A 14,140-nucleotide genomic window follows, 5' to 3' on the forward strand; every position below is an offset into this window, starting at 1 on the left:
CATTCCTCCTTATGTGGCGTACGGGCCAACAGCCCGTGCAATACCAAATCCAAGCTCTGGGTGAACCGTCTCTCCTCACTGCCCGACTCTTCCACATAGGCACGCTCGATAGAAAGCCGATACAGCGAGAACAGAATCCGGGCGGCAAGCTGTACATCCTCCACCCAGAACACCTTTTCATCCACAGCCTTCTGGATGACTGAAGCCAACAACTGTATGGACTTGTCATTGATTTTTGCAAATGGATCAATACCATCCAATACAGGAAAGAGCGAAGGATCGCTTGCAAGGATTCTTCTGAGCCTGGGTTCCTTCTGCATGTAGGAAAACGCACTCATGCACAGCGCCTTGAAGCTTTCGAGCGGATGCTCCTGGGCTTTTGCCTGCTGGAGAGCGTAGGCTTGCCATTGCTCGAAGGCATAGGCGACACACTGGATATAGAGGTCTTGCTTGTCTTGTACATAGCGATACAGGGTACCGACGGCGACCTGCATGCGAAGAGCAATGTCTTCCATGCTGGTCTTGCGATACCCGTACTCGGAGAACACCGACAGCGCTGTCTCAAAGAGTTGTTGTTTTCTTTTCAGACCTTTAGGTGAATAAGTGAAGATATCATTCATATCTTCATTTTACACCCAATCGACCTCACGTCAAGAGAAGGAAGACCCGTATAAGAGCATTCGCCCCATGTTGACGGTATCCTGGACGAGGTTTGTTAGTTCCCGGTCACCGCCAGGCGAAGCCTGCCGTGTATGAAAATCCGACTACGAAGACCTACCCATCGCTCAGGTGTGCTGGAGCAGACCTTCTCAGCCATCGAACCATGATTTATGAGGGCAGGGTCAGAATCGGTGCAAGCTAGACATGCATCCACTGAACAGAAACAGCATCAAACAATGCCGAGAAAGAGTATCAAGAAACTGCAAATGGTCACGCCAGCCTAAACATTACCATTGGTAATGTGCAAGATCTTAAGTAAGACCGCCTGCACAAGAGCAGGCGGTACAGGTTCATAGGAGTAGGAACAAGAGCAGAATCAGCAGGAGAAGCACAATGGGTAGTGCCATGAAGCCGATCTTCAGCAGCTTCTTTTGTTGCTGCTCGAGTCGCTGCTCAACGGTCTGCTTGCTGCGCTCCGCCTCAAGCCGTTTTTCTTCTTCCTCGAGTTTTCGCTGACGCTCTTCCTCCGCCTTCAGCTCGGCTTCACGTTTCTTTTTGTTCACCTCGACTTGTCGGGCTTCCTGCTCCTTCAGATTGAGGTAGCAACGGCCGCACAAAACAAAACCCTCGCAATCGTGGAGGTCGTCGTAGTAGCTTTCATTGCATTCAGGACAAATATAACAACGTTTGAGTTTTCCTTCCTCAACGAGCTTGCACACCACCATATGGTGCTCATGCCCGGAAAGTTCTTCTTCTCCCTTGAACACCTTTTTCCACCAGGGAAGAGCCTTTTTGACCTTGGGTTGCTTCTCCAGCTCCTGGGCAAGGCGGACGATCCGCTCGCTCAACCCCCGGTCCTGAGTGATCAGCAACAGGCTCTTGTTCACCCCGACTTGACGGAACAAGGAGACCAGATGATCGTCTGCAATACCGGTGCTGCCGGTATCCCCGATGCGCACAATTCCGCGTTTGGCGAGTTGACGAATCAGGTCGGGACGGATGGTGGCACGGACACGCACCTCCAAATCCTTCTCAGGATTGTCCTTCAGGCCGTGCAACTCCTCCATCGTCTTCTCAAGAATGAGCAACTTCTTTTTTCTGCGCTTGAGGATAGGTTCTGCATTGGTGACAAAATAGAGAAAATAATCCAATTGGATGATCGGGGCGGTGTCTACATATATCTCGTCAAAAGAGCGCAGCTGCTCATCCAACATCCCAAGGTACGCTTCATCAGGAGCTGCGAATCGGGAGCATTCACCCAGCTTGCATGCAATGATCTCCCGGTAAAGAGGCAGTTCGCTTGCAGCCTTTGCTCCTTCCACCTTGATCCCGGCACTTCGGAGAATACTGGCAAGCTTCTCCTTTCCCAGACGGAATTCGGAGGAAAGCACATCCAGTGCATTATCTGCCGAGATGGTCTCCACTTTGATAGCCGGGGCTCTTCTGCCCATGAGTTTTGCCATGATTGGGTTCCATCAATCCTTCGCACGCTTGGTGCGGATGAGCTCGATAGCTTCAGCGAGCGTAAGAGAAAGTGCTTTCTCTTCATCCTTCTTGAACTCATTGGGCAGTGCGACATTATCCTTGCCCGCCTTCAGGTAGAAGCCATACCGCCCGGTGGCCAGAACAACCGCTTCGCCCTCAAACTCCCCCAGATTCTTGACCGTGGAAGCCTTGGCCATTCTCGAACCACCCTTTCCTTTGCTCTTTTCCACTTCTTGGGAGAGCAGGGCGAGGGCCTCCTCCAAGGTAATCGAAAAGAGTTGCTCGTCATGGTCGGTCTTCTTCAGATTCCGGGTCTTGTTTTTGCACGCGATGTAGGGGCCGTACTTGCCCTTGAAGGCGAGCACGTCATTTCCCTCTTCATCCTTCCCTAAATTTCGGGGAAGGCTGAGATACCGATTTGCCAGTTCAAGGTCTTCCGCCCTGCCGGCATCCTGCACCCACTTGGGAATACTCGCCCGCTTGGCGTCCTTGCCGTCACCTTCCTGCCAGTAAGGGCCGAACCTTCCATTCATCACCTTCACCGCCCCACCATTGACAGCACCGTTTCCCAAACTTACCGGTTCTTGCTTCTCCTTGCCGTTTGCAAGGAGGGTCTTTACATCCTCATCGGTGATGTTGCCGGGGATCCAAGTGGGAGGCAGGGAGATGAAAGCACCGTTGGCGTCAATGACATAGGCGCCGTACGGACCGATCATGACGGGGTTGTCATTGCTGATATGCGGCAGTTGCAGCGTTTTGGACAGAACCTTGTTGTCCTGTTGCAACTGCAGGACATTCTGGTTCTGCAGGCCGCTGTCGCCGCAATAGAAGGAACAAAGAAAGGATTTCTTATCAAGTTCGCCCGAAGCGATCTTGTCCAAGCCATCCTCCATCATGGAAGTAAAGTCATAGTCGACGAACCGGGAGAAGTTGGTCTCCAGGAACTGGCATACGGCAAACCCGATAAAGGTGGGAGCCAGGGCGGAGCCCTCCTTGACCACGTATCGACGGTCGAGCAAAGTCTTGATGATCGTGGCATAGGTTGAAGGTCGTCCAATGCCTCGTTTCTCCAGCTCCTGTACAAGGGAAGCTTCGGTATAGCGTGCAGGACTCTTGGTTTGGTGCTCCACTACCTCAAGGCTCTCGAGCGGACATACTTGACCGACCTTCATGGCGGGCAACAACGTCTCCTTGTCTTCCAAGGCGGCATCAGGGTCATCCGATCCTTCCACATACGCTCTCAGGAAACCCGGGAATACTATTTCGGTCCCCGTTGCGGTAAACGTGCCGTTGCCGGCCTCAAGGGTGACCGTGGTGGTGGCTTTTTTCGCTTCGGCCATCTGGCTTGCAAGCGTGCGTTTCCAGATCAGCTCGTACAAGGCCAACTCCTTGCCGGACAAATGTGTCTGGGAGGGTTGAAGGAAGGAATCCCCGGCCGGCCTGATCGCTTCATGTGCTTCCTGCGCACCGGCGCTCTTTGCAGCAAAGTAGCGGGGTGACGGGGACAAGTACTCCTTGCCATAGAGCTGGTCAACCAGATGCCTTGCCGCGTTGGTACCCTCCACACTCAAAGAAGGGCTGTCGGTACGCATATAGGTGATGAAGCCGTTCTCATAGAGTTTCTGGGCGATGCGCATCGTATCGGAAGCGCTGATGTGCAGTTTCTTGATCGCATCCTGCTGGAGGGTGCTGGTGGTGAACGGGATGCTGGGTCGGGTGACAAAGGGTTTTCTCTGGATGTCCTGCACCGTGAACTGCTCGCTTCTCAGTTCCTTCACAATGGAAAGGGCTTGCTCCTTGGAAAGTTTCAAAACCGTATCATTTGCCTTGTAGTGGCCGGTCACCGAATCAAAATCCTTGCTGTTCGCCAACCGTTGACCCTGATAGGCTGTCAACTTGGCTTCAAAACCCTGCTTTTGAGCAGCCAGCAATTGCGCCTTGGCATCGTAGTAGGTGCTTTGCTGGAACATAAGCCGTTCGCGCTCACGCTGGACAGTCAAACGAAGCCCGACCGATTGCACACGCCCGGCGGAAAGTTTCTTGTTGGAGAGCTTTTTCCATAACGTCGGAGAGAGTGTGTAGCCATAGAGACGGTCGACGATGCGCCGTCCTTCCTGAGCCTGTACCAAGTTCTCATCCAGAGGTCTGCCGCCTTCAAGCGCCTTGGTGATCGCACTTTTGGTAATCTCGTGGAACACCATCCGCTTAAACGGAATTTTCGGCTTGAGCACTTCGAGCAAATGCCAGGAAATACTCTCTCCCTCACGGTCCTCATCAGTTGCCAATAAAAGCCGGTCGGCCTTCTTCAGACTGCTTTTGAGCTCCTTGATCAAGGACTCCTTCCCTTCCACAACCTCGTAGTCGCATGCAAAATCACGCTCGACATCGATGGCCATCCGGTCCTCCGGAAGGTCCCTGATATGCCCTTTGCTTGCGACAACCTTGTAATTGGAAGGAAGGAATTTTGTAATTGTTTTCGCCTTGGTAGGCGACTCAACAATGATCAACGTATTGGCATCATCCATGCATTCTTCTCCTGAAGACCCGAGGTCTTAGGTTAACACATATACTGCCGCCTTCAGCTTTTGTCAACGCATACTTTCCAATTGGACTAGGGAATGCATGTACAGACAAACACCCCTTTCTCCCCGGGATTGGGGGATGTGAACAGTCCCCACGAAGCAAGTCCGTCGCCCTTTGTTTCGAAGTGCAGTTCTTTTTCCCCTTTAGGGGAAAGGATGAACCGATAGGTCGACCGGGTCTTGAAAGAGAGGGAACCAACCTTGGTTTTCACTTCCACCTGATAGCGGTCGATACCAAACTCAACGGAGGTAACGCTCCAAACAGAAGGTTTGAATTTTGTTGTGTTGAAAACTTCGGCGTTGGCCCGGTAGGCTTGCTGTTGCTCGCTTTCTCCCTCGAATGGTATCTCTTCATTGATGCGGTCGTTGGCCAGCAAGGGAAAAACCGTATACGGACGATCATACAAAGCCTGAATGGAATAATAAGGCGGGGTATGGGAAACCAGGAATTCAAGCTGTCTGCACTTTCCCTTGTTGTCCTTGTCGGTCACATTAACCCACCGGTAGAGGCCTTCCCAGCCACCTGTCTCGTACCAAGCCTTATCTGCAGCTACATCGATATTGCCCGACCTGCGTGCGGCGACAAGGACTTCGTAACGGCGATGGCTTTCCAAAGGGTGCTCATTGGAACCAAGAACTACGCCGGTCGACCGCACCCGATGCATCGCAGCGCCATCCAAGTAGACATCATAATAGTCTGCACCCGAAACCGCCTCCCATGCCAGATGCAACTGATTGGGATGTGCCGCCAGAAGGTCAATCTTCAGTGCTGCTGCAAAGAGGGGCAGGCTGCAGAGAAGCAACAGGCTGACAACCGCTCGTTTCATACCTTACTATAGACACAGTGGTCGCCTGGTTGCAAGAGATTGCCATGCCGGCTACTATCGAAGCCATGACCATATACGTGATCTCCTGCTGCCTCGAAGAGGGCAATCTCAGCTACCCCCTCGGAGCTTTGTGCATCCAAAGCGCCATTCTTGCCCGGCAGGAAAAAGAGCAGTGCATCCACCACGCGTTTACACTCGCCGATGATCCCGTAAAAGCGGCCGCATCGCTTTCCCTACAAGCCAATGATGTCGTAGGACTTTCAGTATATCTTTGGAACAGGGGTTGGATGGACCAGTTTTCGCAAACACTGAAGAAGAACACCACATCCTTTCACCTTTTTGCCGGCGGTCCCGAGGCCACAGCCAACCCATATTCATTTGACCTTGACCTCTACGATTTCCTCATTCTCGGCGAGGGCGAGGAGACGGTGGTGAACGTTCTTGACCAACTCAAGGAAGGCAGGAGCCCACAGCTTGCAGGAGTGCTCCCACGAACCGGTTTTTTTGGTACGGCAGCCGGTCCCACGCTCGATCTCTTAGCCAGTCCGCTTCTCAGCGGGCTGGCCGACCCGTTCCTCAAACAAGGAGCTTCGGTGTTGTGGGAGATGACCCGCGGCTGCCCATTCCATTGCTCGTTTTGCTTTGAGTCGCGGGGAGAGCGAAGTGTGCGTCACTTCAACCTCGAACGGCTTGAAGCCGAACTTGAGTACCTGATCGACCATGAGGTAGGCGAGGTCTATGTCCTCGACCCTACGTTCAACATGGATAAGAAGCGAACCCTTGCCATCCTGGCCATGCTTGAAGCAAAGCAGGCTCCCATCCATTTTGTCTTTGAAGTGAGGGCCGAGTTGCTTGACACTGCGCTTGCCGATGCTTTTTCCAGAATCGATTGCTCTTTGCAGATAGGCCTGCAGTCCATCGACAAGGCGGTCCTGAAAGAAGCGAACCGCACCTTCGATGCAGAGCGGTTCACCAAGAAAATCCAGTTGCTCAACCAGCGGGGCATCGCTTTCGGCTTGGACCTCATCATCGGCCTGCCTCATGACAGTTTGGCCTCCTTCACCAAAAGTCTGGACTATGCCATGCTGCTTAAACCCAGCAACCTCGACATTTTCCCTCTCTCGCTGCTTCCCGGCACCTTGGTCGGCGAGCAAGCAGCATCCTTCGGTATTGCAAGCATGAGCGAAGCCCCGTATACCATTCTTCACTCCCCCACCTTCAGCGAAGAGGACCTGAAGAAAGCAATGCGGCTGAAGAAAGCGTGCGACCTCTTCTTCACCCAAGGCCAGGCAGGTATGTGGATGCCCAAGCTTTGTGAGGCGACGGGACAAAAACCCTCATCCTTGCTTACCTTATTCGATTCCTATCTCTCTTTTTACCTGCAAAAGACGCAGGTGGATGCATCCGAACTCGACATATTCGCCCTCCAGGAGGCCTTCGTCACCAGCCTGCTCAAGAAACTGGGCAACCAACGCTATTTGAAACCTCTGCTCTCGTACATGGAGCTGCACCAGGGAATTGCATTCTTCCACCTGTATCAGGAAAGTCCCGTCATCAAGCTCTCCTATGCGCTTGAGCAGCTCGCCCTGCTGGACTCCATGTCCCTTGATGATTTCCTTAAATCCCATCCTGACGGGGAAGAGATGGAGCTAGCAATCCAGTGCAACGAAGTCGGAGAACTCACGTTTCTTCCTGTAACAGGCGAGAGACAAGCAAACTTCTAGTTGAGAAGCAACAAAAAATCCCGTACAGTATGGATAAGGAATGAAACCAGTGAAATATGTGAACCATAGCATTCGAGCAGTCCTTCTGCTCGCTCTTTTATTTGCAGCTTCCGGTTGCACCATCACCGAAGGCCTTACGTTTACCAATACGGAAACGCATGAATCTGCTTTTGATTTCACCGTTGAGGATTTCTTCATCGCAGTCCTGCAGGATTTCAGTGAGTTTGTCCCTCCCGAGGGGGATGAATCCTTGATGGACAAGGCCATCAGCGATTTCCAGCGAGCCCTGGATTATAGCTCCACTACCGATAATGTCAGGCTGACCAAGCTCAACGACAATGCGTACCAAGGGACCTTTACCTTCAACAATCTGCAGCAGCTCATCACCGATCTGGGTGCCGGGAGCAACCAGAGCCTTTTGAAGATGCAGAAAAACAGCATGACATTCTTCCTTTCCATGGACAACTATGAGCAGCTTGTGCCGGTCATCCCCTTTCTGGCCGATGAGAATTTTGAGGCGTTCGGCCCGGTGTACAACCAAGGCCTCAGTGAAGCTGATTACCTTGAGATGATCAGTTTCATGCTCGGAGAGGAAGGCCCCCCTGCAATCGAGCAGTCCGTCATCACCTTGCAGGTAAAAACGCCCACTTCCATCACCGGCTTTTCCAACGGCAGGAAAATCTCCGACACCCTCTATGAGTTCAGCTTCCCCTTGATCGATTTCCTTCTGCTCGAAGATCCCATAACCTTCTCAGTCAGTTGGAAGTAGAGCCCGATAGTACTCAGGATGCCAAGAAGGCAGCGGGAAACCCGCTGCCTTTCATACTTTCTCTTGGCTGCAATGCTTATACGTTGAAGCGAAAATGCATGATGTCCCCATCCTGCACCACATACTCCTTGCCTTCCATCCTGAGCTTTCCTGCTTCCTTGACTTTCTGCTCGGTCTTGTACAGAAAGAGGTCCTCACAGTTGTACACCTCCGCCTTGATGAAGCCTTTCTCAAAGTCAGAGTGGATGACTCCGGCAGCCTGGGGTGCCTTGTACCCTGCGCGGAACGTCCACGCCCGGTCCTCATCGGAACCTGCGGTAAAGAAGGTGCGCATCCCAAGCGTATGATAGGCACTGCGGATGAGCTGGTTCAGGCCCGACTCCTTCAGTCCTACCGCCTCCAGGAACTCACGCTTCTCCTCCTCGGTCTCCAACACAGCGATTTCCGACTCAATCTTGCCGCAGATGACCACCACTTCAGATCCTTCAGCCTCGGCGATGGCCCTCACTGTCTTTACATACTCATTCTCTTCTACAATGCCGTCCTCATCTACGTTGCAGACATAGATGACCGGCTTGAGAGTGATGAGATGCAGGTCATAGACCATGGCTAGCTCGTCTTCCTCCAGCTTCAAGGAGCGCGCCGATTTTCCATCCTCCAAACACTCTTTGAGCCTGGATAGAACAGGAAGCACCTTCTCATTCTCTTTCTGCGCCTCCTTGCTCAGGCGGGTGAGCTTCGCCTGTTTCGCCCACCTGTTGGTCACCGTATCCAGATCAGCAAGGGCCAATTCAATGTTGATCGTCTCGATATCACCGGCGGGATCGATTTTGTTGTTTACGTGGATGATGTCACTGTCATCGAAGCACCTGACCACATGGGCGATGACGCCCACCTCCCTGATGGAGGCCAAGAAACGGTTGCCCAGGCCCTCTCCCTTGCTTGCTCCTGCTACCAAGCCGGCGATATCGACGAACTCGAAGGTGGCCGGGACAACTTTGGCGGGAGGAATCAACGCAACAATCTTGTCCAAGCGGGGATCGGGGACGGACACTATGCCCACATTGGGGTCGATTGTACAAAAAGGATAGTTCGCAACTTCAGCAGGTGCTGCCGTCAAGGCTGAGAAAATCGTCGACTTGCCAACATTGGGAAGCCCTACTATGCCGCAATTTAAACCCATTATTTACCTCATTCTCGGCTCTTTGGAGCCAGCAGGGGCAGTGTAGCACATATTGACTTGCACGTTAACCAGCCCTATAGTCATCAGCAATGGGTATTGAACAGTATATCGGCTCCGAAGAGCCTGTTTCCAAAGGCAAGCGTGTCTACGAAATCAAGGATGAAGACCAAAGAGCTCTCTTGCTCATCCTTGTTCCTCCAACAGAATCAGACCAAAGCTCAAAGCGAAGAGCCGAAGAACTCAAGGCACTTGTCTCCACCATGGGAGCCCTCACGGTAAGGACAGAGTTCATCCCGTTGCGCCAAACCAATAGTGCAACGCTCATCGGCAGCGGCAAGGTGGCAGCCATCAAGCTCTTGGTGGAAGAACTGGAAATCGACGTTGTCATTTTCGACCAAGGCATCAATCCTCGTGTACAGCGCAACCTGGAAAAAGAGATGGAAACATGCGTCATCGACCGCGATGAGGTAATCCTGCAGATTTTCGCCGACCGTGCCGCCACCAAGGAAGCCACGTTGCAGGTGGAACTCGCCCGTCTTGAATACTCGCTGCCCCGGCTCACCCGCCGATGGACGAACCTCAACCGTCAGCAGGGAGGCGTCAAGGGAACCAAAGGCGAGGGGGAGACGCAGCTCGAGCTCGACCGAAGACAAATCCAGGACCGGGTCGTAAATCTGAAGCAACAACTGGAGAAGGTGGTGCAGCAGCGCAACATCCAGCGCAACCAACGGCTGAACGGCAACATCCCAACCGGGGCCATCGTCGGCTACACCAACAGCGGGAAGTCCTCGTTGCTCAACGCCCTTACCAACGCAGATGTGCTGGTTGAGGACAAGCTCTTTGCAACCCTCGATCCGACAACCCGGATGGTCAAACTCCCAGGCGGGGAGGAGATCCTGCTCTCCGATACGGTAGGCTTCATCAGCGATTTGCCGCACAATCTCGTGGATGCATTCAAGAGCACCCTTGAGGAAGCGAAGTATGCTGATTTTTTGATCATCGTCTGCGATGCATCCCATCCCGATATGATCGCATGCTACACCACCACCGTACAAGTCTTGGAGGAGTTGGGTTGCACCGACAAGCCGGCCATCGTGCTTGCAAACAAGATGGACAAGGTTGAGGATGCTTTTGCCGTCTCACGGCTCAAGTCACTGTACAGTCCGGTGTTGGAGACGTCGATCAAGACGGGAGCCGGCCTCGATGCATTGATGAATCAAATCGGCATCACACTGCACGAGCTGTGCCCCACCACCACCTATTTGCTTCCCAACTCAAGGCACGACCTTGTAGCCCACATCCACCGATACGGCCAAGTCGAAAGCATTGATTACACCGAGGAAGGAATCCTGGTGAAAAGCAGGATCCAGGTGAGGTTCCAAGGACCGCTGCACCCGTTCAGGCAGGACTAAAATATCGGGTGCCTCCGAAAGGAAGCACCCAACTGCAATATCCGAACGTCCGTAGACGATGATCAGAATCTCCAAAGAGCTCCGAGAACACCATAACCACCAAACAGGTTGGATTTATCACCCTTGATGATTCTTACGGTCGGGCCGACTCGAAGATAAAAATCAAGCGGGAAGTCATCATTGTTCATACTATAGAAAAGTCCAACGGGAATAATTGCTTCCAACGATAAATTACTGCCATCAAACGGCAATGCCAATGCAAGACCACCGCCTACTGTTACATCAAATTTGGCTTTTTCAATCACGAAATCATACACTGCAAAGTTTGCGGCTGCATCAACAGCGAGCGTTCCTCCAAAATTCTCAAAACCAACATTACCTACAATATCGAACTTATCCATACGATACTGTACACCTACACCGGTATTGGTACCAAGGTTGAGGCCGACAGCAAGATCACTCTTGGCTACACCATCAGTGGCAGCGGTTGCAGGAACCAGAACAAGGGCGACCAGAATCAAAGCAAGTAATACTTTCTTCATACACATTCTCCCTTTGTAGGACTCTCTCCTACTTTGTAATGTTTCTTTGAATATACCATATGCTGCACTTCTTGGATAGTTACGCTTCACTGTCAAATTTTCAAAGCGATGAATCAACAACAAATAATCAACCTCTAGCGTTTTTCACCAATCCTCGTTACCATACACTTACGGAGGAAGTGTAAAATATGAATAGACACCTGACAGTACGTGGAGCCATAATCGGCATCGCCGGTCTTTTGGTCATCACCGCAAGTTCCATGTATGTGGCCTTGCGTATGGGAGCACTCCCATGGCCTACCATTTTCGTCACTGTTGTCAGCATGGCCGCCCTGCGCAAGGCAAAAGGCTCAACGTTGCAGGAGATCAACGTCACCCACACCATCATGAGCAGTGGCGCCATGGTCGCCGGGGGCCTTGCTTTCACCCTTCCAGGCCTGTGGATGCTTGATCCAACTGCCAATTTCTCCATTCCCAGCCTCCTGATACTTACCGTGGTGGGAGCCATACTGGGAACCCTGTTCTCTGCACTTTTTAGGAAGAAACTCATCGAGGAAGAAGCACTACCCTATCCAATGGGCATCGCAAGCTACAACACCCTGCAGGCGGGCACGCAAGGCGGAAAGGGTGCCAGAACCCTCTTTGCCTCCATGGGAGGGTCGGTCATATTCACAATCCTGCGTGACGGCTTCGGCAAAATCCCCGCCCTGCTCACCCTCTACGGGGGGAGCGCAATCATCCCTTCCTTCTCCATCTGGGTCTCACCGATGGCTATGGGAATCGGGGCGATCATCGGTCCCCTGTTTGCCTTGTTTTGGTTCGGAGGGGCAATCTTCGGGTATTACCTACTCACCCCGCTCGGCATACAGCAAGGTCTCTTCGCCTCCATGGCCGAAGCCGATGTATTCAGATCCAATCTCGGCATCGGGCTGATGATCGGAACGGGTCTGGGGGTCTTCTTCAAGGCGGTTGCCGGCAAACTGGGTGCACACAAGAAGCTTGAGGAGAAACAAAAAGGACTTCCATCCTCCAGCCGCCTGATCATCGTCCTTATTCTCTTCTTCGCCGTAATCCTGCTTGCCTTGGGAACCGAACTCGGCCTCATCGAGGCTCTGGTCCTGATGGCGGGCATCTACCTGGCAACCTATCTGTCGGGCATGCTTACCGGCCAGACCGGCATCAACCCGATGGAGATCTTCGCAATCCTCGTCCTCTTGGCCATCCAGCTCATTTCCAACCCCTCCTTGCTTGCATCATTCAGCATCGCAGCCATCGTGGCAGTTGCCTGCGGCCTTACCGGAGATGTCATGAATGACCTGAAGAGCGGGTACCTGCTCAAGACAGACCCGAGGCAGCAAATTCTTGGAGAGGGCATCGGAGGGGTCATCGGAGCCATTCTCTCCGTCTTCGTGCTCTTGATCATGAAGTCTGCCTTCGGAGGTTTCGGCACCGCCGAGCTCCCGGCTCCCCAGGCTGCTGCAGTCGCGGCGATGGTTGGCGGCCTTCAGCATATTCCCGCCTTCCTCATCGGCCTTGGAGTCGGGTTGGTCCTGTACTTCACAAAGCTCCCGAGCGCCACCCTCGGACTCGGAGTCTACCTGCCGATCTACATCTCTTCGATCATGGGACTGGGGGCGCTGCTGTCTGTTTTCACGAAGCAGGCGCTATCCAAGAAATATGGCAAGGAGAAACTTGGGGAGCAGACAGGCCTGGTCGCCAGCGGGCTCTTGGGAGGCGAGGGAATAACCGGGGTGGCAATTGCTATTCTTTCAATGTTTAAATAGTTATACTGTCCAGCATGCAACAAAATACCAACCTACCCCTCTCCCTCTACGGGCTTGAGGCACAGACGATCGCTGAGATACTATCACTTCCGAAGAGCTTCTATGCCAAGCAAATCTTCAATTGGCTTGTCAAGGGAGTATATACCTTTGAGGCCATGACCGACCTGCCGAAAGCGGAACGCGAGAGGCTTTCCTCACTGATGAGCAGCGCCTGCTCCTCGACCATTCACACGGCCGAGACCGATGAGAGCGGAGCCACCAAGATGGGTATCCGCCTCCATGACGGCAAGGTGGTTGAATGCGTTTTGCTCATCGACAAGAAGGGCAGGCATACAGCCTGTCTTTCCAGTCAGGTTGGATGCGCCCAAGGCTGCACCTTCTGCAGGACCGGCACCATGGGGCTGCTTCGCAACCTCAGCGCCGAGGAGATCATCGAGCAGTATATCCACCTGCTCTCGGCAAGCAAGCAGCCCATCACCCATATCGTATATATGGGAATGGGCGAGCCGCTTGCCAATATAGTACCGGTTACCCGCTCGATTCGTTACTTCCACAATCCCACCACCTTCAATATCAGCCTCAGGCGCATCACCGTCTCGACCTGCGGTGTAGTGCCCGGCATTCTCAAGCTTGCCGAACAGAAACTGCCGGTCAAGCTTGCGGTTTCGCTGGTCAGCGCCGACAACCGGCTTCGCGACCGGATCATGCCGGTCAATAAGACCTGGGACATCATGGCCCTGAAGAAGGCATTGCTGCACTATCAACGTCTTGGCGGCAAGCGTTTCACCATCGAATACTGCATGCTGGGCAATACGAACACCGATGAAATCAGTGCAAAGAAACTAGCAAGCTATGTAAGAGACTTGGATGTGATCGTCAATCTCATCCCTTGGAACCCTGCCGAGGAGCTGCCTTACCAGACTCCGACAGAAGAAGAGATCGATCATTTCACGCTGCTGCTCGACCGCCTGCACGTCAACTACACCCGCCGTCGGTCACGAGGCAGGCAGATCAACGGAGCATGCGGACAGCTTGCCGTCCCGATCAACAAAGGCCTTGATTTGGATTATGAAAGCATGGTTGATGAGGATGATGAATAAAGCCGGTCAAAGCAAAGTTTGATTGCTTTTTTGTCATCGGCATCCAAGCCCCATCCAAACGAAAACAGGCTG

11 protein-coding genes are annotated in these 14,140 nt (G+C 52.9%); 5 read left to right on the forward strand and 6 right to left on the reverse strand.

Annotated elements, in window-relative coordinates; translation table 11 throughout:
* From B3K89_RS12430 to B3K89_RS12445, 4 genes are all read right to left on the reverse strand, one after another.
* Positions 1 to 620 (reverse strand): TetR/AcrR family transcriptional regulator (locus B3K89_RS12430; protein ID WP_293893022.1); only part of this gene is annotated, 620 nt, incomplete at its 3' end.
* Positions 621 to 1,010: 390 nt separating this feature from the next.
* Positions 1,011 to 2,123 carry a hypothetical protein gene (locus B3K89_RS12435; protein ID WP_293893019.1) on the reverse strand — a complete coding sequence of 371 codons (1,113 nt, stop codon included), beginning with the start codon at positions 2,121 to 2,123 and terminating at the stop codon, positions 1,011 to 1,013.
* A 12-nt stretch (positions 2,124 to 2,135) separates the two neighbouring features.
* Complete coding sequence (gene topA / locus B3K89_RS12440) at positions 2,136 to 4,670, reverse strand: type I DNA topoisomerase (RefSeq protein WP_293893016.1); 2,535 nt, start codon at positions 4,668 to 4,670, stop codon at positions 2,136 to 2,138.
* Positions 4,671 to 4,756: 86 nt separating this feature from the next.
* Complete coding sequence (locus B3K89_RS12445) at positions 4,757 to 5,554, reverse strand: hypothetical protein (RefSeq protein WP_293893013.1); 798 nt, start codon at positions 5,552 to 5,554, stop codon at positions 4,757 to 4,759.
* A 44-nt stretch (positions 5,555 to 5,598) separates the two neighbouring features.
* On the opposite strand from B3K89_RS12445, the gene B3K89_RS12450 reads away from it, so the two are divergent.
* On the forward strand, positions 5,599 to 7,278 hold the full coding sequence (locus B3K89_RS12450; RefSeq protein WP_293893010.1) for a B12-binding domain-containing radical SAM protein: 1,680 nt from the start codon (positions 5,599 to 5,601) through the stop codon (positions 7,276 to 7,278).
* 40 nt (positions 7,279 to 7,318) lie between these two features.
* Positions 7,319 to 8,047 carry a hypothetical protein gene (locus B3K89_RS12455; RefSeq protein ID WP_293893007.1) on the forward strand — a complete coding sequence of 243 codons (729 nt, stop codon included), beginning with the start codon at positions 7,319 to 7,321 and terminating at the stop codon, positions 8,045 to 8,047.
* Positions 8,048 to 8,123: 76 nt separating this feature from the next.
* Here B3K89_RS12455 and ychF read toward each other — a convergent pair whose 3' ends face one another.
* Complete coding sequence (ychF, locus tag B3K89_RS12460) at positions 8,124 to 9,230, reverse strand: redox-regulated ATPase YchF (RefSeq protein WP_293893004.1); 1,107 nt, start codon at positions 9,228 to 9,230, stop codon at positions 8,124 to 8,126.
* 89 nt (positions 9,231 to 9,319) lie between these two features.
* On the opposite strand from ychF, the gene hflX reads away from it, so the two are divergent.
* Positions 9,320 to 10,642, forward strand: coding sequence for a GTPase HflX (hflX, locus tag B3K89_RS12465; RefSeq protein WP_293893001.1), 1,323 nt, complete (start codon positions 9,320 to 9,322; stop codon positions 10,640 to 10,642).
* 62 nt (positions 10,643 to 10,704) lie between these two features.
* On the opposite strand, the gene B3K89_RS12470 is transcribed toward hflX, so the two are convergent.
* Positions 10,705 to 11,184, reverse strand: coding sequence for a hypothetical protein (locus B3K89_RS12470; protein ID WP_293892998.1), 480 nt, complete (start codon positions 11,182 to 11,184; stop codon positions 10,705 to 10,707).
* Between the two features lie 188 nt (positions 11,185 to 11,372).
* Here B3K89_RS12470 and B3K89_RS12475 point away from each other — a divergent pair, with 188 nt between their 5' ends.
* Positions 11,373 to 12,968 (forward strand): OPT/YSL family transporter, encoded by a 1,596-nt coding sequence (locus tag B3K89_RS12475; protein WP_293892995.1) that lies wholly within the window; start codon positions 11,373 to 11,375, stop codon positions 12,966 to 12,968.
* A gap of 14 nt (positions 12,969 to 12,982) precedes the next feature.
* The gene (gene rlmN, locus B3K89_RS12480; RefSeq protein ID WP_293892992.1) at positions 12,983 to 14,068 is read left to right on the forward strand and encodes a 23S rRNA (adenine(2503)-C(2))-methyltransferase RlmN; all 1,086 of its coding nucleotides are present in this window, start codon (positions 12,983 to 12,985) and stop codon (positions 14,066 to 14,068) included.
* The last annotated feature ends 72 nt before the right edge of the window (positions 14,069 to 14,140 follow it).

The organism is Sphaerochaeta sp. UBA5849 (assembly GCA_002432715.1).
Taxonomy (GTDB): domain Bacteria; phylum Spirochaetota; class Spirochaetia; order Sphaerochaetales; family Sphaerochaetaceae; genus Sphaerochaeta.